The organism is Achromobacter sp. JD417 (assembly GCF_041879325.1).
Classification (GTDB): Bacteria; Pseudomonadota; Gammaproteobacteria; order Burkholderiales; family Burkholderiaceae_B; genus Achromobacter; species Achromobacter mucicolens.
Map to the genome: position 1 here is coordinate 6,111,985 of NZ_CP087159.1, position 21,557 is coordinate 6,133,541.

At 63.0% G+C, this 21,557-nt stretch carries 28 protein-coding genes; 5 read left to right on the plus strand and 23 right to left on the minus strand.

Annotated features, from left to right (window positions below):
• Positions 1-59: 59 nt before the first annotated feature.
• The 3 genes from LN047_RS28105 to cutA all read right to left on the minus strand — a co-directional run bounded on the left by LN047_RS28105 (position 60) and on the right by cutA (position 3,393).
• Positions 60-941 (minus strand): DMT family transporter, encoded by an 882-nt coding sequence (locus tag LN047_RS28105; protein ID WP_180098174.1) that lies wholly within the window; start codon positions 939-941, stop codon positions 60-62.
• A gap of 206 nt (positions 942-1,147) precedes the next feature.
• Positions 1,148-3,046 carry a protein-disulfide reductase DsbD gene (gene dsbD / locus LN047_RS28110; protein WP_373980817.1) on the minus strand — a complete coding sequence of 633 codons (1,899 nt, stop codon included), beginning with the start codon at positions 3,044-3,046 and terminating at the stop codon, positions 1,148-1,150.
• Complete coding sequence (gene cutA, locus LN047_RS28115; protein WP_056327070.1) at positions 3,046-3,393, minus strand: divalent-cation tolerance protein CutA; 348 nt, start codon at positions 3,391-3,393, stop codon at positions 3,046-3,048. The genes dsbD and cutA overlap by 1 nt, the downstream gene beginning before the upstream one ends.
• Before the next feature lie 122 nt (positions 3,394-3,515).
• On the opposite strand from cutA, the gene LN047_RS28120 reads away from it, so the two are divergent.
• Complete coding sequence (locus LN047_RS28120) at positions 3,516-3,968, plus strand: HIT family protein (RefSeq protein WP_056327068.1); 453 nt, start codon at positions 3,516-3,518, stop codon at positions 3,966-3,968.
• A gap of 100 nt (positions 3,969-4,068) precedes the next feature.
• Here the strand turns inward: LN047_RS28120 and rplQ are convergent, their stop codons facing one another.
• From rplQ to LN047_RS28215, 19 genes are all read right to left on the minus strand, one after another.
• The gene (gene rplQ / locus LN047_RS28125; protein WP_006389635.1) at positions 4,069-4,461 is read right to left on the minus strand and encodes a 50S ribosomal protein L17; all 393 of its coding nucleotides are present in this window, start codon (positions 4,459-4,461) and stop codon (positions 4,069-4,071) included.
• A gap of 187 nt (positions 4,462-4,648) precedes the next feature.
• Complete coding sequence (locus LN047_RS28130; RefSeq protein WP_008169002.1) at positions 4,649-5,635, minus strand: DNA-directed RNA polymerase subunit alpha; 987 nt, start codon at positions 5,633-5,635, stop codon at positions 4,649-4,651.
• Between the two features lie 228 nt (positions 5,636-5,863).
• On the minus strand, positions 5,864-6,487 hold the full coding sequence (gene rpsD, locus LN047_RS28135; RefSeq protein ID WP_056327065.1) for a 30S ribosomal protein S4: 624 nt from the start codon (positions 6,485-6,487) through the stop codon (positions 5,864-5,866).
• An 11-nt stretch (positions 6,488-6,498) separates the two neighbouring features.
• On the minus strand, positions 6,499-6,900 hold the full coding sequence (rpsK, locus tag LN047_RS28140; RefSeq protein ID WP_006216516.1) for a 30S ribosomal protein S11: 402 nt from the start codon (positions 6,898-6,900) through the stop codon (positions 6,499-6,501).
• Between the two features lie 15 nt (positions 6,901-6,915).
• Positions 6,916-7,281 carry a 30S ribosomal protein S13 gene (rpsM, locus tag LN047_RS28145; RefSeq protein WP_008168996.1) on the minus strand — a complete coding sequence of 122 codons (366 nt, stop codon included), beginning with the start codon at positions 7,279-7,281 and terminating at the stop codon, positions 6,916-6,918.
• A 43-nt stretch (positions 7,282-7,324) separates the two neighbouring features.
• Positions 7,325-7,438, minus strand: a complete 114-nt coding sequence (rpmJ, locus tag LN047_RS28150; RefSeq protein WP_003806928.1) for a 50S ribosomal protein L36 — start codon at positions 7,436-7,438, stop codon at positions 7,325-7,327.
• A 34-nt stretch (positions 7,439-7,472) separates the two neighbouring features.
• On the minus strand, positions 7,473-7,691 hold the full coding sequence (infA, locus tag LN047_RS28155; RefSeq protein WP_003806927.1) for a translation initiation factor IF-1: 219 nt from the start codon (positions 7,689-7,691) through the stop codon (positions 7,473-7,475).
• Between the two features lie 8 nt (positions 7,692-7,699).
• Positions 7,700-9,025 carry a preprotein translocase subunit SecY gene (secY, locus tag LN047_RS28160; RefSeq protein WP_056327063.1) on the minus strand — a complete coding sequence of 442 codons (1,326 nt, stop codon included), beginning with the start codon at positions 9,023-9,025 and terminating at the stop codon, positions 7,700-7,702.
• 13 nt (positions 9,026-9,038) lie between these two features.
• Positions 9,039-9,479: a 50S ribosomal protein L15 gene (rplO, locus tag LN047_RS28165; RefSeq protein WP_056327061.1), complete on the minus strand. Its 441-nt coding sequence runs from the start codon at positions 9,477-9,479 to the stop codon at positions 9,039-9,041.
• Between the two features lie 9 nt (positions 9,480-9,488).
• Entirely contained in the window at positions 9,489-9,674 is a 186-nt protein-coding gene (rpmD, locus tag LN047_RS28170) for a 50S ribosomal protein L30 (protein WP_006216520.1), read from the minus strand.
• 3 nt (positions 9,675-9,677) lie between these two features.
• Positions 9,678-10,199 (minus strand): 30S ribosomal protein S5, encoded by a 522-nt coding sequence (gene rpsE / locus LN047_RS28175; protein WP_008168987.1) that lies wholly within the window; start codon positions 10,197-10,199, stop codon positions 9,678-9,680.
• Positions 10,200-10,214: 15 nt separating this feature from the next.
• Complete coding sequence (rplR, locus tag LN047_RS28180; RefSeq protein ID WP_008168985.1) at positions 10,215-10,580, minus strand: 50S ribosomal protein L18; 366 nt, start codon at positions 10,578-10,580, stop codon at positions 10,215-10,217.
• A 21-nt stretch (positions 10,581-10,601) separates the two neighbouring features.
• On the minus strand, positions 10,602-11,135 hold the full coding sequence (rplF, locus tag LN047_RS28185; RefSeq protein WP_062838799.1) for a 50S ribosomal protein L6: 534 nt from the start codon (positions 11,133-11,135) through the stop codon (positions 10,602-10,604).
• 12 nt (positions 11,136-11,147) lie between these two features.
• Positions 11,148-11,543 (minus strand): 30S ribosomal protein S8, encoded by a 396-nt coding sequence (rpsH, locus tag LN047_RS28190; protein ID WP_006216525.1) that lies wholly within the window; start codon positions 11,541-11,543, stop codon positions 11,148-11,150.
• Between the two features lie 10 nt (positions 11,544-11,553).
• Entirely contained in the window at positions 11,554-11,859 is a 306-nt protein-coding gene (gene rpsN, locus LN047_RS28195) for a 30S ribosomal protein S14 (protein WP_006216527.1), read from the minus strand.
• A gap of 12 nt (positions 11,860-11,871) precedes the next feature.
• Positions 11,872-12,411: a 50S ribosomal protein L5 gene (rplE, locus tag LN047_RS28200; protein WP_006216529.1), complete on the minus strand. Its 540-nt coding sequence runs from the start codon at positions 12,409-12,411 to the stop codon at positions 11,872-11,874.
• 12 nt (positions 12,412-12,423) lie between these two features.
• On the minus strand, positions 12,424-12,744 hold the full coding sequence (gene rplX, locus LN047_RS28205; RefSeq protein ID WP_008168975.1) for a 50S ribosomal protein L24: 321 nt from the start codon (positions 12,742-12,744) through the stop codon (positions 12,424-12,426).
• Between the two features lie 11 nt (positions 12,745-12,755).
• Entirely contained in the window at positions 12,756-13,124 is a 369-nt protein-coding gene (rplN, locus tag LN047_RS28210) for a 50S ribosomal protein L14 (RefSeq protein WP_006216531.1), read from the minus strand.
• Positions 13,125-13,467: 343 nt separating this feature from the next.
• The gene (locus LN047_RS28215; protein ID WP_373980818.1) at positions 13,468-14,223 is read right to left on the minus strand and encodes an aspartyl/asparaginyl beta-hydroxylase domain-containing protein; all 756 of its coding nucleotides are present in this window, start codon (positions 14,221-14,223) and stop codon (positions 13,468-13,470) included.
• 203 nt (positions 14,224-14,426) lie between these two features.
• Here LN047_RS28215 and LN047_RS28220 point away from each other — a divergent pair, with 203 nt between their 5' ends.
• Positions 14,427-15,854: an NAD-dependent succinate-semialdehyde dehydrogenase gene (locus LN047_RS28220; protein WP_056327056.1), complete on the plus strand. Its 1,428-nt coding sequence runs from the start codon at positions 14,427-14,429 to the stop codon at positions 15,852-15,854.
• Between the two features lie 244 nt (positions 15,855-16,098).
• A complete protein-coding gene (locus LN047_RS28225) occupies positions 16,099-18,270 on the plus strand; it encodes a metallophosphoesterase (protein WP_373980819.1) in 2,172 nt (723 codons plus the stop codon).
• Positions 18,271-18,342: 72 nt separating this feature from the next.
• Here LN047_RS28225 and LN047_RS28230 read toward each other — a convergent pair whose 3' ends face one another.
• A complete protein-coding gene (locus tag LN047_RS28230; RefSeq protein WP_063953643.1) occupies positions 18,343-19,317 on the minus strand; it encodes a helix-turn-helix domain-containing protein in 975 nt (324 codons plus the stop codon).
• Between the two features lie 157 nt (positions 19,318-19,474).
• On the opposite strand from LN047_RS28230, the gene LN047_RS28235 reads away from it, so the two are divergent.
• Both LN047_RS28235 and LN047_RS28240 read left to right on the plus strand, forming a co-directional pair.
• Positions 19,475-20,368 carry an alpha/beta fold hydrolase gene (locus tag LN047_RS28235; protein WP_373980820.1) on the plus strand — a complete coding sequence of 298 codons (894 nt, stop codon included), beginning with the start codon at positions 19,475-19,477 and terminating at the stop codon, positions 20,366-20,368.
• A gap of 15 nt (positions 20,369-20,383) precedes the next feature.
• The gene (locus LN047_RS28240) at positions 20,384-21,556 is read left to right on the plus strand and encodes a substrate-binding domain-containing protein (protein WP_373980821.1); all 1,173 of its coding nucleotides are present in this window, start codon (positions 20,384-20,386) and stop codon (positions 21,554-21,556) included.
• Position 21,557: the final 1 nt, after the last annotated feature.

Below are 21,557 nucleotides of genomic sequence, written 5' to 3' on the forward strand. Positions count from 1 at the left end.
CTGCCGTCTGCGCCCTTTCCCCTGCTTTGCCGGCCTGCGCACCGGCAACCCCCATCGAATCAGGCCTTTGCAGCGGCAGCGCGTGCCGGCGGCGCGCCGCGGCGCAGGCCCAGCCACGTTCCGCCCAGCACACAACCCAGTCCGACGACATGGGTCAGGGTGACGTGCTCATCAAGGAACAGGGCCGCGAACAGCAGGCCGAAAATCGGCAACCAATTCACGAACAGCGCGGCGCGGCTGATCCCCAGCCGCGCGATGCCCGCGTTCCAGACGATGTTGCTGACACCCGAGGCGATCACCGCCGAAAACATCAGCACGACCCAGGGCCACCATGCCATCTGCCACGTGCCCGCCTGGTACGAAGACGGCGTCAGCGCGGCATGCCCGACCAGCATCAATCCGCCGGCCAGATACATGTACCAAAGCATGCCCAGCGGATCCATCATCCGCGACATCCGCTGAATCACCAGGCCGCCAAACACAAAGACGAGCACGGCCACGAACACCACCGCGTCGCCCCAGCCCGTCAGTCCGAGTTGCGCGCCGCTGCCCACCACCACCATGCCCACACCCAACAGGCCCAGCAGCGCGCCGGCGATGCGGGTGGTCGTGAGCTTTTCGCGGTAGAAGATGGCGGCCAGGAAGGCGGACAGCAACGGGCTCGTGGCCATGATCAGCGTGCCGTTGGCTGCCGATGAAAAGCGCAGTCCCGACACCAGTGCCACCTGGTGCGCGTACACCACCAGGAACCCGGCCAGCGCCACCCAGCCCAACTGCGCGCCACCCAGCTTCGGGATGCGGCCGCGGCGCGCCTTGATGATGAGTGTGACGGTGACAAACGCAATGACGATCCGAACGGCGGCCAGCGCCTGGATGTCCATGTGCTGCGTCAGATACTTGATGGAGACGATGTTCAGGCCCCAGGTGGCCATGACGAACATCAATTGAAGATAGATCAGACCATGCCGGTCCTGACTTGCATCAACGGTGGGGGACGTCACGGCGTGAGCCTGGAGGGAGATGGATGCGCCGCGCGGGCAGCGAAGCGATCATGGTATATCGCCCCTTCCCTCGATTCAATGCGCGGCCGGCTGCGTTGCGCGCATCAGACGATGGCGCGCCCAGCCCGGCCCCGTGCGCCGCGCCCTCAGCGGACCAGGACGCGGTCCAGCGACTCGGTAAAGCGCTTGGCGTCCTGGAATCCCACGACGCGAGCTTCCGCGATCTCCTTGCCGCCGGGCTCGAAGAACATGATGCCCGGCGGACCGAACAGACGGAATCGCTTGAGCAGCGCACGGTCGTCGGCATTGTTCGCCGTCACGTCGGCCTGCACCAGCACCATTCCAGCCATGCGCTGCGCGACCCCCGCATCGGTAAAGGTGAATCGCTCCATCTCGCGGCACGACACGCACCAGTCCGCATAGAAGTCCAGCATCACCGGCCGGGTGCTCTGCGCCAGCACCGCGTCCAGTTCGGCGTTGCTGCGAACCCGGGTGAACTGGACCTCGCCCGCCGCGGCCCCGCCAGCTGCCGGCGCTTCACCGCGCGCGGCCAGGTGCGAGAGCGGCTGCAGAACGTCGCGGCCCCCGCTGGCGGCCCCCACCAGCCACGCCGCGGCCGCCAGGGCGAGCAGCAGGCCCAGTCCCTTGCCAAACATGCGACCGGCGCCTGCGCCCGGCGGCAGGGCATCAAAGGCGCGCAGCATCACGGCCGACACGACGGCCAGGAATGCCCAGCCCGTCATCTGCACCCACGTCGGCACGACGGGGATGAGCATCCACCACGCCGTCGCCAGCAACAGCATGCCGAACAGCCGCTTGACGCCGTCCATCCAGGGACCGGCCTTGGGCAGCAATGCCGAAGACGACGCGCCGACGATCAGCAGCGGCACGCCCATGCCCCACGCCATTGCAAAGAGCGCCGATCCGCCCAAGACCACGTCGCCTGTCTGCGAGATGTACAGCAAGGCGCCAGCGAGCGGAGCTGCAACGCAGGGCCCGACGATCAGGGCCGACAGCGCGCCCATCACCAGCGCCCCGGTATATCGCCCGCCCGGCATGCGCGAGGACCGGTCCGACAGCATGGCCTGGATGCCGGAAGGCATCTGGAACGTGAACACGTCGAACATGGCCAGCGCCAGCACGGCCAGCAGGATGGCGAAAAGCGACAGGATCCAAGGCGTCTGCAGCCAGGCTGCGAGCCCCGCGCCGCTCAGCCCGGCCGCCACGCCCAGCGCGGTGTACACGACCGACATGCCCAGCACGTACGTCGCGGCCAGCGCCAGACCGCGACTGCGGCTCGGCCGGTGGTGCTGCGCCCCGCCCAGCACGATCGACGACAGGATGGGAATCATGGGCAGCACACATGGCGTGAAAGCCAGCAGCAGGCCCAGCACCAAAAAGACGCCCGCCGTCTTGATCCAGCCCAGACCGCCCAAGGCATCGGCCAGGCCCGTGTCGCCCGCGTTCACCAACGCGGACAATCCGCCGGAAGTTGCTGGCGCCGCAGACGCGGCCCCGCCAATTCCCGTGCCCGCCACCGCATAACCGCCGGCCACGGGCGTGAGTTTGACGGTGCTGTCCATCGGCGGATAGCACAGCCCGGCATCCGCGCAGCCTTGGCCCGTCAACGTCAGCGTGAAGGGCTGTCCTCCCGCGCCAACGGGGACGCGGATCGTCACGTCCTTGTGAAAGACCTCCATGTCTTTTTCGAAGGTCGGGTCGTATTTGACTTCGCCCTTGGGATAAACGGCTTGCCCGAGCGTGGTGGCGTCGGCCGGGGTGATCGCAATCCCGAAGCGCTCGCGGTACATGTAATAGCCGGGCGCCACGCGATAGTGCAATTCGAGCGTATCCAGCGACGCCATCTGCGCGCTGAACACAAAGGCCTTTTCCGGTTCGAGGAATTCGGCTTGCGCCCGCGCGGCGGTCTGCCATCCCAGCAGCAGAAGCATCACTGCCAGCAATGCCAGGCAGTGCCTCAGGATCGAAGGGGTCACGCTGAGGGCGCGCCCGCGCGCGCCAACCGTACCGGCAAGTTGCAACATCAGTTTCTCTTGTTCTGCGTAATGGCCGTCTGCTCGCGCACCCAGTCCAGGTATGGCGCCGCGCCGCCGATGACTGGCAGCACGATGATCTCGGGAACGTCGTAGGGGTGCATCTGCGACAGGGCCTGCACGACGGCGGCATGCCGCGCGTAGGTCGTCTTGATGTGGATGGGAATTTCCTCCGTCCCTTCGACCTCTCCGTTCCACAGGTAGATGGACAACCCCGGCGCGCCAAGGTTCACGCAGGCCGCCAGCCCGTCCTCGACGAGCACGTGCGCGATACGCTTGGCCAGAAGCAGATCCGGCGCATTGCTGATGACCAGCACGACGTCGTCATCGCGCAACATGGAACCTCCTTGGGATACCCGCGTGGGATGTAACTCGGGGTATTTTATCGATATTGCGGCCAACTCCCCGGCGCTGCCGGTCGCGCGGCCGCCGCGCCATCCCTTTTCACGCCGAGGCAAGCATGTCCGACAACTGCCTGTTCTGCCGCATCGCCCGTCACGAAATCCCCGCGCACGTCGTCCACGAAGACGACCGCCTCCTGGCCTTCCTGGATATCCACCCCGTGCGCGCCGGACACACGCTCATCATCCCCAAGCAGCACTATCCCTACTACGAGGACATGCCGGCCGACCTGGCGGCCAGCATCGTCAACCTGGGTCAGCGGCTTGGGCGCCAGATGAAGCGCCTGTACGGCGTTGAGCGCGTGGGTTTTGCCTTCACGGGGATCCACGTTGCGCACGCGCATGCGCACGTCATCCCGATGCACCACCCGCAGGACGTGACATCGACGCAGTACATCGAGCAGCAGGATCTGACTTTCAAGATGCCGCCTCAGTCGCCGCCGGAAGCGCTGGCGGCCACGGCGGCGCAATTGCGCGGGCAACTGCGCGGCGGCCCCGAACGTGGAGAATGACCGCGGCAAATGCGCGCAGTAAGCGAAGGCGGCGAATGTAGGCGAAAAAAACAAGGGCGGGTCCGAAGACCCGCCCTTATCGCTTATCTAGCTGCCGAAATTACTCGGCGCTGTCCTCAGCGGCTTCATCGACTTCCGGACGGTCAACCAGTTCCATGAAAGCCATGGGAGCGTTGTCGCCTTGACGGAAGCCCATCTTCAGCACGCGGGTGTAGCCGCCGTTACGGGCCGCGTAGCGCGGGCCGATTTCGGCAAACAGCTTCACAACCGCATCGCGATCGCGCAGACGGGCAAAGGCCAGACGCTTGTTCGCGAGGGTGGGCTCCTTGCCCAGCGTGATCAGGGGTTCGATGACGCGGCGCAATTCTTTCGCCTTCGGCAGCGTGGTCTTGATTGCTTCGTGAGTGATCAGCGAAACAGCCATGTTGCGGAACATGGCAAGACGGTGACTGCTGGTGCGGTTGAGCTTACGCAAGCCATTACCGTGACGCATGATAAGTTTCCTTTGAATCTAAAGACGGCGTTTCCGCCATCGGGTTGCCGGCTCTTCTATCAGCCTGCAATCAGGCTGCGGTCCGGTAGAAAACGGGGCATTTTACGACGATTTCGCAAATCGCCCGGCAACTAAGGCCGGGCGCTGCGGGAGACGCCCCTTCGCAGGGGCGGCACCCTTTCAAGACTTAGGGACGCTCCAGGCCCAGGGGCGGCCAGTTCTCGAGCTTCATGCCGAGGGTCAGGCCACGTGCAGCCAGCACTTCCTTGATCTCGTTGAGCGACTTGCGACCCAGGTTCGGCGTCTTGAGCAGCTCGTTTTCGGTACGCTGGATCAGGTCGCCGATGTAGTAGATGTTTTCGGCCTTCAGGCAGTTGGCCGAACGCACCGTCAGCTCCAGGTCGTCGACCGGGCGCAGCAGCACCGGATCGATCTGCGGCGTGCCGCGGACCGGGGCTTCGTACGAATCGCCAGCGCCTTCCAGGGCGGCGAACACCGAGATCTGGTCCATCAGGATGCGGGCCGATTGGCGCACCGCTTCCTCGGGCGAGATCACGCCGTTGGTTTCGATGTCCAGAACCAGCTTGTCCAGGTCGGTGCGCTGTTCCACGCGGGCGCTTTCGACGGCGTAGCTCACGCGGCGAACCGGGCTGAACGAGGCGTCCAGAACGATGCGGCCGATGGTGTGCGTGCGGTCTTCCGACAGCGCGCGCACGTTGCCCGGCACATAGCCGCGGCCCTTCTCGACCTTGATCTGCATTTCCAGCTTGCCCGCTTCCGTCAGGTTGCAGATGGCATGGCCGGGGTTGATGATCTCGACGTCGTGCGGCAGCTCGATGTCGCTGGCCAGCACGGTGCCGGCGCCAGACTTGCGCAGAACCAGCGTCACTTCGTCGCGGTTGTGCAGCTTGAAGACCACGCCCTTCAGGTTCAGCAGGATGTCGACGACATCTTCGCGAACGCCCGGGATGGTCGAGTATTCGTGCACCACACCGGTCATCTGGACTTCGGTCGGCGCGTAGCCGGTCATCGAAGACAAGAGGATGCGGCGCAGGGCGTTGCCCAGCGTGTGACCGTAGCCACGCTCGAACGGCTCCATCACGATCTTGGCATGGTGCGTGCCGACCGGTTCGACTTCAATGGAGCGCGGCTTCAGGAAACCTTGAGTGGACATGTACTGAATTCCTTTTCAATACCCTCGGCTCGTTACACCGATAAGGCTGATGGACAGGGTGAGACGGTAAAGCTTGAAACGCGGGCTGCGAAAAAGCCGCCCGATACTTACCGCAAAGCCCGCCCCACCAAAACGGCGAAAGCGGGCTGCTGCGGGACGTGCAAACGGGTCGACCGGGTCGCGGGACCAGCTTGCCAGCACCTTGCGAAGGAGGCGCCGGCAGCGTGATTAACGCGAGTACAGTTCGACGACCATCGATTCGTTGATGTCGCGAGCGACGTCAGCGCGATCGGGGGCCGACTTGAACGTGCCGGTCAGCTTGGCCGCGTCGACTTCCACCCACTGGGGGATGCCGATGCTGGTGGCCAGGTCGAGCGATTCCTTGATACGGCCTTGCTTCTTGGCCTTTTCGCGAACCGAGATGACGTCGCCAGCCTTGACCAGCATCGAAGCGATGTCAGCCGTGTGGCCGTTCAGCTCGATGGCGCGGTGGCTCACCAGCTGGCGAGCTTCGGCGCGCGTCGAGCCGAAGCCCATGCGGTAGACGACGTTGTCCAGGCGCGATTCCAGCAGCTGGATCAGCGTTTCGCCGGTGTTGCCACGGCGACGCTCGGCTTCAGCGAAGTACTTGCGGAATTGCTTTTCCAGCACGCCGTACATGCGCTTGAGCTTTTGCTTTTCGCGCAGCTGCAGGCCGTAGTCGGAAGTGCGGGCACCCGAAGTGCGGCCGTGTTGGCCAGGCTTGGAATCCAGCTTGCACTTGGAATCCAGCGAGCGGCGGGCGCTCTTCAGGAACAGGTCAGTACCCTCGCGGCGCGAGAGCTTGCATTTGGGTCCAATATAACGTGCCATGTGGATTCCCTTTAGATACGACGACGCTTCGGCGGACGGCAGCCGTTGTGCGGAACGGGCGTGATGTCGGCGATGGACGAGATCTTGATGCCCAGCGCGTTCAGTGCGCGAACCGACGACTCGCGGCCAGGACCGGGGCCCTTGATGCGGACTTCCAGCGTCTTGATGCCGTACTCGAGCGCAACGCGGCCGGCCGTTTCAGCGGCAACCTGCGCGGCAAACGGGGTCGACTTACGCGAACCCTTGAAGCCAGCACCGCCCGACGTGGCCCACGACAGCGCGTTGCCCTGACGGTCGGTGATGGTGATGATGGTGTTGTTGAACGAAGCGTGAACGTGCGCGATGCCGTCCGAGACGTTCTTCTTGACCTTTTTGCGCACGCGCGAAGCGCCGCTGGTGGAAGCTTTCGCCATAATCCTGTTCCTCGATTATTTCTTCAGGGACGCAGCAGCACGACGCGGGCCCTTGCGGGTCCGGGCGTTGGTGCGAGTGCGCTGGCCGCGCACGGGCAAACCGCGCTTGTGACGCATACCGCGGTAGGTTCCCAGGTCGATCAAACGCTTGATCGAGAGCTGTACTTCACGACGCAGGTCGCCTTCAACCGTGAACAAACCAACATGTTCGCGGACGCGTTCCAATTCAGCGTCGCTCAGATCCTTGACCTTTTTGTCAAAGGGTACGTTTGCCGCTTCGCAAATCTTGCGAGCGCGCGTACGACCGATGCCAAAAATGGCGGTCAGGCCGATCTCGGCGTGCTGTTGCGGCGGAATGTTAATGCCAGCAATACGGGCCATGACTGTTCCTTGAATAAATCCGTTGCGTAGTCGCTAACCCGAGTTAGCCTTGACGCTGCTTGTGACGCGGGTCGGTGCAGATAACGCGCACCACGCCGTGACGTTTGATAACTTTGCAGTTGCGGCAGATCCGCTTAACCGATGCCATTACTTTCATGGTTGACTCCTAATTTTCCGTAATCCGGTTTCGCTCACTTGGAGCGGAAAACAATCCTGGCTCGCGTCAGATCATAGGGCGTGAGCTCCACTGTGACCTTGTCACCCGGCAGGATCCGGATGTAATGCATACGCATCTTGCCGGAAATATGGCCCAACACCACGTGGCCGTTTTCGAGCTTGACGCGAAATGTCGCGTTCGGGAGGTTCTCAAGAACCTCACCTTGCATCTGAATGACGTCGTCCTTGGACATTCTTTTGCTTACCGCATCGGCAAACCCGCGCCCTTGAAGTTGGCCTTCTTGAGCAACGAGTCGTACTGGTGAGACATCATGTAGGCCTGAACCTGCGCCATGAAATCCATCGTCACCACCACAATGATCAACAGAGACGTACCACCGAAGTAGAAAGGAACGTTCCAGCGCATCACCAAGAATTCCGGCAACAGGCACACCAACGTGATGTAGATGGCACCTGCGAGCGTCAAACGCATCAGGATCTTGTCGATGTAGCGCGCCGTTTGCTCGCCCGGACGGATGCCCGGAACAAACGCACCACTCTTCTTCAGGTTGTCCGCCGTTTCGCGGCTGTTGAAAACCAGAGCCGTGTAGAAAAAGCAGAAGAAAATAATCGCGACCGAGTACAGCGTGATGTAGAGCGGTTGACGAGGCGACAGGGCCGCAGCCAGGTCGCTAAGCCAGCGCATGTTCTCGCTGCTGGAGAACCAGCTCGTGATCGTGGCCGGGAACAGAATGATCGACGACGCGAAGATCGGCGGAATCACCCCTGCCATGTTCAGCTTCAGCGGCAGATGCGAGCTCTGACCACCGTAGACCTTGTTGCCGACCTGACGCTTGGCGTAGTTCACCGTGATCTTGCGCTGTCCGCGTTCCACGAACACCACAAAAGCGGTAACCAGCACCACCAGAGCCACGATGAACAGCGCCGAAAGCACAGACATCGCGTTGGTGCGGACCAGGTCCAGCAGTGCAGCCAGCGCCGCGGGCAGACCCGCAACGATACCTGCGAAGATCAGGATGGAGATCCCGTTGCCCAGACCGCGCTCCGTGATTTGCTCACCCAGCCACATGACGAACATGGTGCCGGTGACCAAGGTCACGACGGTCGTGAAGCGGAACAGCATGCCCGGATCGATCACCAGTCCCTGTTGGGACTCCAACGCCACCGAAATGCCCACTGCTTGCACCAGCGCCAGCACGACCGTGCCGTAGCGGGTGTATTGGGTAATCTTCCGACGACCGGATTCGCCCTCTTTCTTGAGCGCTTCCAGCGACGGCACCACCACCGACATCAACTGCATGATGATGGATGCCGAAATGTACGGCATGATCCCCAGGGCAAAAATCGAGAAACGCGAGAGCGCCCCGCCCGAGAACATGTTGAACAGGCCCAGGATCCCGCCCTGGTTCTGACGGAACAAGTCCGCCAGCGCGTCCGGGTTGATACCCGGAACCGGGATGTGTGTACCCAAACGGTAAACCACCAGGGCGAGCACCAGGAACACCAGACGGCGCTTCAAATCGCCGTATCGTGCTCCGGATTTGCCCAATGCCTGCGCGTTAGCCACTCGTCACCTCTGATCAAGCAAGCGAGCCGCCCGCGGCTTCGATGGCGGCGCGAGCGCCGGCCGTCGCGGTAATGCCCTTGAGCACGACCTTGCGCGAGAGTTCACCAGACTTGATGACCTTGGCGTAACGAACCGCCTGGCCAATCACGCCGGCCGCCTTCAGCGCTTGCACATCGATTTCGTCGATGGGCAGGGCTTCGAGGTCCGACAAGAGAACTTGTGCATACAGGTGTTGACCCAGCGGGGTGAAACCACGCTTGGGCAGGCGACGTTGCAGCGGCATTTGACCGCCTTCGAAGCCAACCTTGTGGAAACCGCCCGAGCGCGACTTCTGACCCTTGTGACCACGGCCGGCGGTCTTACCCAGACCCGAACCGATGCCACGGCCGACACGGCGCTTGGCGTGCTTGCTGCCCTCGGCGGGCTTCAGCGTATTAAGTTGCATATCCGACATGGTGATTCCTTAGGCTTCCGAGACGGAAACGAGATAATCCACCTTACGGATCATCCCACGCACCTCGGGCGTATCGACCAGCACGCGGCTGCTGTTGATGCGACCCAAGCCCAAACCGCGAACCGTATCACGGTGCGATTGCTTGGTACCGATCACCGAGCGCACGAGGGTCACTTTGATCTGCTTCTGAGCCATGATTTACCCCAGGATTTCTTCGACCGTCTTGCCGCGCTTGGCAGCAACATCGGCCGGGGTCAGGGAGGCGCGCAGGCCGTTCAACGTGGCGCGAACCATGTTGTAGGGGTTGCTCGAGCCCAGGCTCTTGGCAACCACGTTACGCACACCCATCACTTCGAAAATAGCGCGCATCGGGCCGCCGGCGATAACGCCAGTACCTTCAGCAGCGGGCGAAATCAGCACGGTAGCGGCGCCATGCTTGCCAACCACGGTGTGGTGCAGCGTGCCGTTCTTCAGAGCGACCTTGAACATGCCGCGACGGGCTTGTTCCATGGCCTTCTGAACGGACACCGGCACTTCACGCGCCTTGCCCTTACCCATGCCGATGCGGCCATCGCCATCGCCAACCACGGTCAGCGCGGCAAAGCTCATGGTGCGACCACCCTTGACCACTTTGCTCACGCGGTTGACCGCGATCATCTTTTCGCGGAGGCCGTCATCGTTCTCTTTTTCCGCGGCGTTCTTGCCTTGTACTTTAGCCATTTGACAGATCCTCGCTTAGAACTTCAGGCCGGCTTCACGCGCGGCATCGGCCAGCGCCTTGACGCGGCCATGGTAACGAAAGCCCGAGCGATCGAAAGCGACCAGTTCGATACCGGCAGCCTTGGCCTTTTCGGCCACGCGCTTGCCAACCAGCGTCGCAGCGGCTTTGTTGCCACCCTGACCGGTTTGGCCGGCCAGTTGCGCACGCACTTCGGCTTCCACCGTCGAGGCGCTGACCAGAACGCGATCGCCTTCCGGCGAAATGATGTTGGCGTAGATGTGCTGGTTCGAGCGGAAAATCGAGAGGCGATGAACGCGCAGCTCGTTGATCTTCCGGCGAGTCGGAACCGCACGACGCAAACGGGAAACTTTTTTGTCCATGATTCGTCCTTGCGTGCGCCGTTATTTCTTCTTGGTTTCTTTGATGACGACGCGTTCGTCCGAGTAACGCACGCCCTTGCCCTTGTAGGGTTCGGGTTCGCGGTACGCGCGGATTTCAGCGGCCACCTGACCGACGACTTGCTTGTTGGAGCCCTTGATGACGATTTCCGTCTGGGTGGGGCATTCGGCCTTGATACCGGCCGGCAACTGATGCAAAACGTCGTGCGAGAAACCGAGCTGCAGCTTAACGGCGTCGCCTTGAACCGAGGCGCGGTAACCCACGCCAACCAGGTTCAGCTTGCGCTCGAATCCCTTGCTCACACCGTTGACCATGTTGGCCACCAGCGCGCGCACGGTGCCCGACATGGCATTGGCGTGACGGGAATCGTTGGCAGCGGCAAACGTGAGCTTGCCACCGTCCAGCGAAATCGTGACGTCGCCAGTCAGGGGTTGGGTCAAGGAACCCAGCGGGCCCTTGACGGTGATCTGATCCTGCTTGATGTCAGCTTCGACACCCTTGGGCAGTTCGACCGGATACTTAGCGATACGTGACATTCGAATTTCTCCTTAGGCCACGTAGCACAGCACTTCGCCGCCGACGCCGTTGGCGCGAGCCTTACGGTCGGTCATGACGCCGCGCGAGGTCGAAACGATAGCCACGCCCAGGCCGTTCATGACCTGAGGAATGCTGGTACGGCCCTTGTAGATACGCAGACCAGGACGCGAGACGCGTTCGATGCGCTCGATGACCGGACGGCCAGCGTAGTACTTCAGGGTGATCTCGAGCTCAGGCTTGGCCTGGGTGCCCTTGATTTCAAAGCTGTCGATGTAGCCTTCGTCTTTCAGCACAGCGGCAATAGCCGCCTTCAGCTTCGAGGAGGGCATGCTCACCGTAACTTTGTCCACTTGCTGCGCATTGCGAATGCGGGTCAGCATATCGGCGATGGGATCGCTCATGCTCATATTGTTTCTCCTACCAGCTGGCCTTGGTGATGCCGGGGATTTCACCCTTCATCGCCATTTCACGCAGTTTGTGGCGCGTCAGACCGAACTTGCGGAACACACCGCGAGGACGACCGGTGACCACGCAACGGTTGCGTTGACGCGTCGGGTTGGCATTGCGCGGCAGCTGTTGCAGCTTGAGCCGAGCTTGGTAACGTTCTTCGTCGGTCTTCGACTGGTCGTCGATGATCGCCTTCAACTCAGCGCGCTTGGCAGCGAACTTGTCAGCCAGCTTGGCGCGCTTGATGTCGCGATTGATGAGGGAAAGTTTAGCCACGTCATCAGCCCCTTAGTTACGGAACGGGAAGCTGAAGGCCGTCAACAGCGCCTTGGCTTCTTCGTCGGTCTTCGCGGAGGTGGTGATGCTGATGTTCAGCCCACGCAGCGCGTCGATCTTGTCGTACTCGATTTCGGGGAAAATGATTTGCTCTTTCACCCCGATGTTGTAGTTGCCACGGCCGTCGAACGCACGACCCGAGATACCGCGGAAGTCGCGCACGCGAGGCAGCGCAACCGCCACCAGGCGATCCAGGAATTCGTACATGCGTTGACCACGCAGCGTGACCATGCAACCAATCGGGTAGTTTTCGCGGATCTTGAAACCGGCGATAGCCTTCTTGGTCTTCGTCACGACAGGCTTCTGGCCGGCGATCTTGGTCAGATCCGACACAGCGTGTTCAATGACCTTCTTGTCGGAGACCGCTTCCGAGACACCCATGTTCAGGGTGATCTTGGTGATGCGCGGCACTTCCATGACGCTCTTGTAGCCAAACTTGGCCTGCAGGTCGCCAGCGACCTTGCTCTTGTAGAAATCTTGCAAACGAGACATGTCTATCGCCCCTTACGCCTTGGCGCCGACAACGGCACCATTGGAACGGAACACGCGGACCTTGCGACCTTCGACTTCTTGAACGCCCACGCGGTCGCCACGACCGGTTGCGGGGTTGAAGAGCGCCACATTCGAGATGTGGATCGGCATGGTCTTTTCGACAATCCCGCCCGGGTTGTTAGCCATCGGGTTGGCTTTCACGTGCTTCTTGGCAACGTTGACGCCTTCGACCAGGACGTGGTCGGCGCCAACGCGGGCCAGCACGGTACCGCGACGCTTCTTGTCGCGGCCGGTCAGGACGATGACTTCGTCGCCTTTACGAATGTTGTTCATCGTAGGGCTCCTTACAGCACTTCCGGGGCCAGCGACACGATCTTCATGAACTTCTCGGTACGCAGTTCACGCGTAACGGGTCCGAAGATGCGGGTGCCGATAGGCTCCAGCTTGGCGTTGAGCAACACGGCGGCATTGCCACCGAAACGAATCAGCGAACCGTCTTTACGGCGCACGCCCTTGGCGGTACGAACCACCACGGCATTGTAAATTTCGCCTTTCTTGACGCGTCCGCGCGGAGCCGCATCTTTGACGCTCACCTTGATGATGTCGCCGATACCGGCATAACGGCGCTTGGAGCCACCGAGCACCTTAATGCACATGACATGACGCGCACCAGTGTTATCGGCCACGTCCAGCGTGGTCTGCATTTGGATCATGATTTTTCCTGTTCCAACTTAACTGGAAATACGGTTTTCCCAACAAGGGAACACTGCAATTCCTGCCAGTTTTGGTCCCGTCAGGTCAGCCGCCCTGCTTTTATGTCGGCAAGTCCGTAACTACTTGGACCAGCAACCGGTTGGCAACGCAACGACCCTGGGTTGAAATCCTGCGGGTATTCCCCCCGACGCGCTCATCTAGCCTTCGGCTTCGATGAATCGACAATCTGGGAAAGCTGATAATTCTAACGTGGTTAATTTTTGAGCGCAAGCACTTTGTTGGGATTGCGCACAAAAGACCACGCCCCCTGTCAAGGGGGTCGGTTTGGCGGGCCATCCGCCCCTATTTCTGGCGGTAGTAGCCCTTCTCCCAGGCGTCATGATTTGCCTTGCCGCGACGGATTTCGTCCGTGAACGGCGCAGCCATGAGCACCAGGCGATTCAACCATTTTACAGGAGCGCGGCAAGGACGCTCGAAGTCCACGAAAAGCACGGCCCGCAGGCCATCGGTGTCGTTGTGCACCTGATGGGGATACAGGTCGTCGAAGACGACAGCCTGGCCTTCGCGCCAGCTATAGCGTTGGCCGCCCACCTCGATCCAGCACTGCTCGGGCGGCTCGGGGACGACCAGGCCCAGGTGCAGGCGCAACACGCCGTTGTACGGCCCAGTGTGCAGCGGAATGCGCTTGCCGGCCTCGAGGATGGAGAAGAAGGCGGTGCGGATGCCCGGAATGTCCTGCAGCGCGCGGGCAGTATCCGGACAGCGCGCAAGATTGCGTTCGGAGCGCAGGCCGTAGCCCATGAAGACGAAGGTCTTCCATTGGTCGTCGGACGTGATCATGCCCACGTCCGGTGAAATCTGATGGAAGGCAGGCAAGGCCTGGCGGTCGGCCAAGAGGCCGGTCAGTTCGGCGCGGATGGCGGGCGCCCGCGCTTCGAGGGCGGCAATCCAGGGGAACTGGCTGTTCTGGAATATGGGTTTGTCGCCAACCAGCGAGGCCTGCGCGATGCGCTGGCGCAGCCAGTCGATGAAACCGAAAAACACCCGGGAGTACAGGCTGGGATGGGTGGCCGGGCGCGCATCGACGGGTTGCACCATAGGTAAACGAAAAGACAGCCGAAGATTCCCTATTTTTGCCCCTGGCGATGCGCGCGCGCAAGCGTGCGATGAGCCCAATGGCCCCAAGCTCACATCGGGGATTGGCTCCGTTTGACCAGGACAAGCTGGTTTAGACTGCCGTGGGCAGCAGCAGCCGCTGCTCCTTTCCGCTACCCATTCCTATTTCGCAAGGAACGACAGGCATGTATGAACAGTTGGCGCTGTATATCGACGGCGAATTCGTCGCCGGCGAGGGCAGGCGCACCCAGGACGTCATCAACCCGGCCACGCTCGAGGTGCTCGGTCAGCTGCCCCACGCCACGCAAGCGGATCTGGATCGCGCCCTTGCCGCCGCCCAGCGCGCTTTCGAATCGTGGAAGAAATCCTCGCCCATGGACCGCTCGGCGATCCTGCGCAAGGTCGCCACGCTGTCGCGAGAGCGCGCCCAGGAGATCGGCCGCAACATGACGCTGGATCAGGGCAAGCCGCTGGCCGAAGCCGTGGGAGAAGTCACCTCCTGCGCCGAACACGCCGATTGGCACGCCGAGGAATGCCGGCGTATCTACGGCCGCGTTATCCAGCCGCGCAATCCCGACGTCCGCCAGATCGTGGTGCGCGAGCCCATCGGCGTCTGCGCCGCCTTCACGCCCTGGAACTTCCCGTACAACCAGGCCATCCGCAAGATCGCCGCCGCCATCGGCGCCGGCTGCACGGTCGTGCTCAAGGGGCCCGAGGATTCGCCCAGCGCGGTCATGGCCATTGCGCGCATGTTCCACGACGCCGGGCTGCCCAAGGGCTGCCTGAACATCGTCTGGGGCGAGCCCGCCATGATCTCGGACTACCTGATCCGTTCGCCGATCGTGCGCAAGGTGTCGTTCACGGGCTCCGTGCCGGTGGGCAAGCAGCTTGCGGCGCTGGCCGGCGCACACATGAAGCGCGTCACCATGGAACTGGGCGGCCATTCGCCCGTGCTCGTGTTCGACGACGCCGACATCGACCGCGCGGCCGAGATGCTGGCCAAGTTCAAGGTGCGCAACGCCGGCCAGGTCTGCGTGTCGCCGACCCGCTTCTATGTGCAGGACGGCGCGTACGAGCAGTTCCTTGCACGGTTCTCGGAAGTGCTCAAGAACATCAAGGTGGGCGACGGCCTGGAAGCCGGCACCGAGATGGGGCCGCTCGCCCATGAGCGCCGCGTGCCCGCCATGAGCGCCTTCATCGACGACGCCAAGAAGCATGGCGCGAAGGTGGTGGTCGGCGGCGGTCCGCTGGATCGCAAGGGTTTCTTCTTTGCGCCCACCGTGGTCACCGACCTGCCCGACAACGCCATGCTGATGACCGAGGAGCCCTTCGGTCCGGTCGCACCCGTGGTTCGTTTCAGCGACACCGATGAGGTGCTGCGCCGCGCCAACAGCCTGCCGTTCGGCCTGTCTTCGTACGTGTTCACGAACTCGCTGAAGACCGCGACCAAGGTCTCCAACGGCCTGGAAGCCGGCATGGTCAACATCAACCACTTCGGCAGCGCCCTGGCCGAGACGCCCTTCGGCGGCATCAAGGACAGCGGCATCGGCAGCGAAGGCGGCACGGAAACCTTCGAAGGCTACCTGGTCACGAAGTTCATCACGCACGTCTGATCCTGCGACCGTCGCATCGCAAAGCCCCGCACCTGACGTGCGGGGCTTTTTTTTGCCTGTCGCGTGGCGCGGACCGGTTCGGCATTCATGACGCTGTCATGCGGGTCAGTGAGCATTGGGCCCGCTTACAAGTCGCTGACCCAAAAAACTGACCCAGGCAGCTGACCCGCGGCTGCCGGCTCGGCATGGCCAACACCCCTGCCAGAACGCCGCCGCACCGAACTATCCAGGATATCCACGCCCGATGACGCTTCGCCCTTACCGCCCCGTCCGCGCCGCAGCCTCGATGCTGCTCGTTGCCCTACTCGCCGCATGCGGCGGCGACAAGGACGACGACAACACGACGCCGCCCGTTGCCGAGACGCCGCCCCCGACCGAAACGCCCGCGCAGCCGCCCGCCCCCGTGCAGGTTGCATTCATGCCCGACATCCACTTCCATGACGTCTACGCGGACTTCAAGGATGGCTCGTTCCCCGGCATTCCAAACCCGAAGGCCGGCGACAACGCGACCATCCGCACGATGTACGCGCAACTGACGTCCACACGTCTGTTCAACGAGAACTACTTTGCGTTCCTGGCCGCGCTGGACGATGCCGCAAAGCGCGGCGTGAAGTACATCGCGCTGCCGGGCGACTTCTCGGACGACGGCCAGCCTGTGCACATGCGCGGCCTGGTCAAGATCATGGATGACTATTCGAAGAAGCACGGCATTCAGTTCTTCGCCGCACCGGGCAACCACGATCCCAACCGCCCCTTCAACCAGCCGGCCGGCAAGAGCGACTATCTTGGCCTGGATCCCGTGACGGGCGCGATCGGTTTCTCGCAACCGATCTACAGCCGCGGCGCCAATGTGTGCAACACGGCCTACAGCGGCGACTGGACGCGGATCGGCAATACGTACTGCACCGAGGAAGTGCTGCACATGGGCTACTCGGGCATCACGGCCGCGCTCGAGCAGCACGGCTTCATGCCCCAGCCGCAGAACGTGTACTACGAGACGCCTTACAGCACCTACAAGTACGAAGACTACGACTACGCGACCGCGGCGGCGCAAGCCAACTGGATCAACCGCCAGTACGAGATCTGCGCCGAAGGCACTGGCGGACCGAACAAGCCGCAGAACTATACGCTGTGCAAGATGGTGCCCGACACGTCCTACGTGGTCGAACCCGTCAAGGGCGTGTGGCTGGTGGGCCTGGACGCCAACGTCTATGTGCCCACGGGCCCGGGCGCAAACGACTTCACCGGTTCGGGCGACCAGGGCTACAACAAGATGCTGACCCACAAGGCCCACGTCATCAAGTGGCTGGCCGACGTGGTCGCGCGCGGCAAGGCGCAGGGCAAGCAGGTCATCGCCTTCAGCCACTTCCCGATGTCCGAGTTCTTCAATGGCGCGTCAGACGACATCGAGGCGCTGCTGGGCGCCAACAAGATGCAGATGATCCGCCGCCCCGCGGAGAACACCACCCGCGCGCTGGCCGAGACCGGCCTGAAGGTGCACGTGGGCGGCCACATGCACTTCAATGACATGGCCTTGCGCAACTACGGCGGCGAACACGCGCTCTTCAACATCCAGGCGCCCTCCATGGCGGCCTACGTGCCCGCGTACAAACTCATGACGCTGCAGAGCGCCGACGAAATCGAAGTGCAGACCATCCGTCTGGACAAGGTGCCGCGCTTTGATGAACTGTTCGACCTCTACCGCGCCGAGAACGCCTACACCGTGCCGCCGCGGTGGGACGTGTCGATCCTGGACGCCAAGGACTACGGCGACTTCACGTATCGCTACATGAGCGAGCTGGTGCGCCTGCGTCTGCTCAACGACGACTGGCGCTGCGAAATGCGCGAACTGGTCAAGAGCCCGTTGACGGGCGCGGACCTGCTGGCGTTGTCCCAGTTGCAGACGGCGGTGACACTGAAGGAACTGGCAAACACCGGCAACCAGAACAACCTGACGCCCGCGTTCTTCGCGTGCCTGTCTGATGGCGGCGGTAGCGGCGCGAGCAATGCGGCCTATGCCGCGGATGCGGCCAACGCCCAGACGCGCGCACAAGCCCTGGCCCAGGCCAACGGCATGCAGCTGTCGGACTTCGCGCAGTGGACGGCGCTGGAAATGGCGGGCGACTTCGTGCGCCTTGCCAATGCGGGCGACCTCGCGTTCACGGATATTCCGGCGCAGCGCGCCAGCCAGTACAAACTGCTGGCCCAGGCGCTTAACCAGACCAACGCCGCCGTGCAGATGAACGGCAACAGCGTCAGCAACGCCAACACGCCGGCCGATCTGTTCAAGGCGCGCTTCAAGCCGTTGATGGCGATCATGCTGAAGCTGGCAAACGGCGCGCCGTCCGAGCACATCCGCCTGCACCTGACCACCAACAGCATCGTCAACCTGTCCAACCAGCCTTCGCCGTTCTAAGCGGGTTTCACCTGCCCTGAAAGGCCAACGGCCCGCTGATCCAGCGGGCCGTTGTGCATTGGCGATTCGTGCTCAATCCTGGGAGGCACGGCCGCCTGCCCGCAGATCCCGGGGCGTCACGCCAAAGCGCTGCTTGAACAGCCGGCTGAAATGCGAAGGGTGGGAAAATCCCACCTGATACGCCAGCTCGGCGATGCCGCGATGACGATGCCGCGCGTCCAGGAGCAGTTCGCGGCATCGGTCCAGCCGCTGCTCGAAGATGAATGACTCCACGGACAGTCCACCCGCGCGCAGGATGCGGTGCAGATAGGCGACGGAAACGCCGCAGCCCTGCGCCACCCGCGAGGGCGACAGATCCGGATCGGCGAGGTGCTGGCGGATGTAAGCCAGCACGCGCGCGCGATGCGCCACCGTGACGCTGCTGTCCGCCTCCGACACCTGCCCGTGTCCGGGCTGCACCAGAAAGAGCACGATGAGATCGATCAACCGCTCGCCCAGTTCGGCCGCTTCGGTATCGGACCAGCCTTCCATGCCCTTGAACAGGTGATCCATGTAGCCGGCCAGGAGCGCACCGCGCGGCGATCCGTCGTCGGTGCGCAGCTTGTAGAAGGCGCCGATGCGCGAATCCCGCTGCGACAACGCGCTACGGGGAAACGAGACGCTCAGGCTTCGATAGCCCGTCGCGCCGTTGGCGGTGGCCTGGTAGGGCAGGCTCTGGTTCATCAGGTACACGCAACCCGGTTCCACCTGGAATTCCCGGCCCTGCTGACGCACCGCCAGCGGACCGGCCAGCGGCAGGCCAAACGTGTAGAACTCCTGGTCCAGCCGCGACACATTGCCCGCGGTGCGTTCCAACCGCTGGCCCTGGTAATGCAGGTCGTTGAATTGCAGGCTGGCGCGGCGCGCGTAGCGGACGTGGCCCGCAAACTGACCGGCTTTGCCGCCGTGCACCTCGAACGGCCCGAAGGCATCGGCCAGCGCGGCGCGCCACTGATCGCGCCGGTCGGCGCCGGCGCTGGCCGAAATGGCGAATTCCGTATCTGGCATGGCACGTCTCCTGGTGCACGGGCGCGCAAATTGATCTTGCGTCTACATATTGTTGACTCACCCTGCTGTGGGGTGGACGGCGCATTGTGGGCGCGCGTGTCGCAAGTCTATATTCAGCCCGATAAGCACACAACCTGGCCAACCCGGGAGGAGACCCATGGACGAGGCAGGGACGGCGGGCGCGCCCCCCACGCCGGCGTCGCGCTATCTGCGCTGCGCGGGGCGCGAGCTGCACTACACCGAATGGGGCCATGCCGAAGCGCCCCCCATCATCATGTGGCATGGCCTGGCCCGCACGGGCCGCGACTTCGACGAACTGGCGCGGGCCCTTGCCGGCGACTACCGCGTTATCTGTCCCGATGCGATCGGCCGAGGCCTGTCGCAATGGAGTCCCGATCCGGTGGCCGAATACCGGCTTGACTTCTACGCCACGCTGGCGCGCGCATTGGTGGACGGTCTGTCGCTCACGCGTGTGCGCTGGGTGGGAACCTCCATGGGCGGCGCCACGGGCATGCACGCCGCGGCAACCACGTTGCGCGATCGCATTTCGCACCTGGTCGTCAACGACATCGGACCGGAACTGCCACAGCCAGCCATCGAGCGCATCCTGGCGTATGCCGGCAACCCGCCCGCCTTCGACACGGTGACGGAACTGGAAGCCTGGCTGCGCGCCGCCTACAAGCCCTACGGCTGGCAGAGCGACGAACAATGGCGCCGCATGACCGAGACCTCCGTGCGCCGTCTGCCCGATGGCAAGGTCACCGCCCACTACGACCCGGCCATCGTCGGCCAATTCAGCCATCATCCCCATGACTACGACCGGTGGGCGGGATACGACACGCTGCGCATGCCGACCCTGCTGCTGCGCGGCGTCGATTCGGACCTGCTGCTGCCGGAGGTCGCACACGCCATGACGCAGCGCGGTCCCCGCGCGCACCGCATCGACTTTCCCGGCTGCGGTCACGCCCCCGCCCTGAATGTGGCATCCCAGATAGACCCCATCCGCCAATTCCTTGCCGCACCGGACGACACCGCCACGCGCGCCCACTGATACCAGGAGACTTCCATGAAACGCATTTTGCTCGCCGCAATGGCCAGCCTGTGCATGAGTTCCGCGCTGGCGGCAAAGGACTTCGTTGTCGCGCATGTCTATGACAAGACCGGCCCGCTGGAGGCCTACGCCAAGCAGACGCAGAACGGGCTGATGCTGGGACTCGAGTACGCCACGCAGGGCACCATGACGGTGGCCGGGCGCAAGATCCGCGTCATCGAGAAGGACAACCAGGGCAAGCCAGACGTCGCCCGCGCGCAGCTGGCGTCCGCCTATGCCGACGACAACGCCGACATCGCCGTGGGTCCCACGTCGTCAGGCGTGGCGCTGGCCATGCTGCCCATTGCCGAGGAGTACGAAAAGATCCTGCTCGTGGAGCCGGCGGTGGCGGACTCGATCACCGGCGAAAAATGGAACAAGTACATCTTCCGCACCGGCCGCAATTCCTCGCAGGACGCCATCGCGAACGCCGTGGCATTCGACCAGGAAGGCACGTCGATCGCGATGCTGGCGCAGGACTACGCCTTTGGCCGCGACGGTGTGAAGGCATTCAAGGGCGCGCTCAAGAATGCCAAGATCGTGCACGAGGAATACCTGCCCGCCAACGCGACGGACTTCACCGCAGGCGCGCAGCGGCTGTTCGATGCGCTCAAGGACAAGCCCGGCCGCAAGATCATCTTCATCCTGTGGGCCGGCGCCGGCAACCCGTTCAAGATCGCCGATCTGGATCCCAAGCGTTACGGCATCGAGATCGCGACGGGCGGCAACACGCTGACGGCCATGACGCCGCTCAAGTCGCTGGCGGGCATGGAAGGCGCCACCTATTACTACTACGGCATCCCCAAGAACCCGGTCAACGACTGGCTAGTGGCCGAGCACCAGAAACGATTCGGCCAGCCGCCCGACTTCTTCACGGCCGGCGGCATGGCATCGGGCATCGCCATCGTCGCCGCCTTGAACAAGACGGGGGGCAAATCGGACACCGACACGCTGATCAAGGCGATGGAGGGCATGAGCTTTGACACGCCCAAGGGCAAGATGACCTTCCGGCCGGAAGATCACCAGGCCATGCAGTCGATGTACCACTTCCGGATCAAGAACGACCCGTCGGTGCCGTGGGCGGTACAGGACCTGGTCAAGGAAATCACGCCGGAGCAGATGGCCGTTCCCATCCAGAACAAGCGCTGAT

Bases quoted from the DNA above. Each gene is read 5' to 3' on its own strand.
- LN047_RS28105 (WP_180098174.1), bottom strand. From the start codon at position 941: ATGTTCGTCATGGCCACCTGGGGCCTGAACATCGTCTCCATCAAGTAT.
- dsbD (WP_373980817.1), bottom strand. From the start codon at position 3,046: ATGTTGCAACTTGCCGGTACGGTTGGCGCGCGCGGGCGCGCCCTCAGC.
- cutA (WP_056327070.1), bottom strand. From the start codon at position 3,393: ATGTTGCGCGATGACGACGTCGTGCTGGTCATCAGCAATGCGCCGGAT.
- LN047_RS28120 (WP_056327068.1), top strand. From the start codon at position 3,516: ATGTCCGACAACTGCCTGTTCTGCCGCATCGCCCGTCACGAAATCCCC.
- rplQ (WP_006389635.1), bottom strand. From the start codon at position 4,461: ATGCGTCACGGTAATGGCTTGCGTAAGCTCAACCGCACCAGCAGTCAC.
- LN047_RS28130 (WP_008169002.1), bottom strand. From the start codon at position 5,635: ATGTCCACTCAAGGTTTCCTGAAGCCGCGCTCCATTGAAGTCGAACCG.
- rpsD (WP_056327065.1), bottom strand. From the start codon at position 6,487: ATGGCACGTTATATTGGACCCAAATGCAAGCTCTCGCGCCGCGAGGGT.
- rpsK (WP_006216516.1), bottom strand. From the start codon at position 6,900: ATGGCGAAAGCTTCCACCAGCGGCGCTTCGCGCGTGCGCAAAAAGGTC.
- rpsM (WP_008168996.1), bottom strand. From the start codon at position 7,281: ATGGCCCGTATTGCTGGCATTAACATTCCGCCGCAACAGCACGCCGAG.
- rpmJ (WP_003806928.1), bottom strand. From the start codon at position 7,438: ATGAAAGTAATGGCATCGGTTAAGCGGATCTGCCGCAACTGCAAAGTT.
- infA (WP_003806927.1), bottom strand. From the start codon at position 7,691: ATGTCCAAGGACGACGTCATTCAGATGCAAGGTGAGGTTCTTGAGAAC.
- rplO (WP_056327061.1), bottom strand. From the start codon at position 9,479: ATGTCGGATATGCAACTTAATACGCTGAAGCCCGCCGAGGGCAGCAAG.
- rpmD (WP_006216520.1), bottom strand. From the start codon at position 9,674: ATGGCTCAGAAGCAGATCAAAGTGACCCTCGTGCGCTCGGTGATCGGT.
- rpsE (WP_008168987.1), bottom strand. From the start codon at position 10,199: ATGGCTAAAGTACAAGGCAAGAACGCCGCGGAAAAAGAGAACGATGAC.
- rplR (WP_008168985.1), bottom strand. From the start codon at position 10,580: ATGGACAAAAAAGTTTCCCGTTTGCGTCGTGCGGTTCCGACTCGCCGG.
- rplF (WP_062838799.1), bottom strand. From the start codon at position 11,135: ATGTCACGTATCGCTAAGTATCCGGTCGAACTGCCCAAGGGTGTCGAA.
- rpsH (WP_006216525.1), bottom strand. From the start codon at position 11,543: ATGAGCATGAGCGATCCCATCGCCGATATGCTGACCCGCATTCGCAAT.
- rplE (WP_006216529.1), bottom strand. From the start codon at position 12,411: ATGTCTCGTTTGCAAGATTTCTACAAGAGCAAGGTCGCTGGCGACCTG.
- rplX (WP_008168975.1), bottom strand. From the start codon at position 12,744: ATGAACAACATTCGTAAAGGCGACGAAGTCATCGTCCTGACCGGCCGC.
- rplN (WP_006216531.1), bottom strand. From the start codon at position 13,124: ATGATCCAAATGCAGACCACGCTGGACGTGGCCGATAACACTGGTGCG.
- LN047_RS28215 (WP_373980818.1), bottom strand. From the start codon at position 14,223: ATGGTGCAACCCGTCGATGCGCGCCCGGCCACCCATCCCAGCCTGTAC.
- LN047_RS28220 (WP_056327056.1), top strand. From the start codon at position 14,427: ATGTATGAACAGTTGGCGCTGTATATCGACGGCGAATTCGTCGCCGGC.
- LN047_RS28225 (WP_373980819.1), top strand. From the start codon at position 16,099: ATGACGCTTCGCCCTTACCGCCCCGTCCGCGCCGCAGCCTCGATGCTG.
- LN047_RS28230 (WP_063953643.1), bottom strand. From the start codon at position 19,317: ATGCCAGATACGGAATTCGCCATTTCGGCCAGCGCCGGCGCCGACCGG.
- LN047_RS28235 (WP_373980820.1), top strand. From the start codon at position 19,475: ATGGACGAGGCAGGGACGGCGGGCGCGCCCCCCACGCCGGCGTCGCGC.
- LN047_RS28240 (WP_373980821.1), top strand. From the start codon at position 20,384: ATGAAACGCATTTTGCTCGCCGCAATGGCCAGCCTGTGCATGAGTTCC.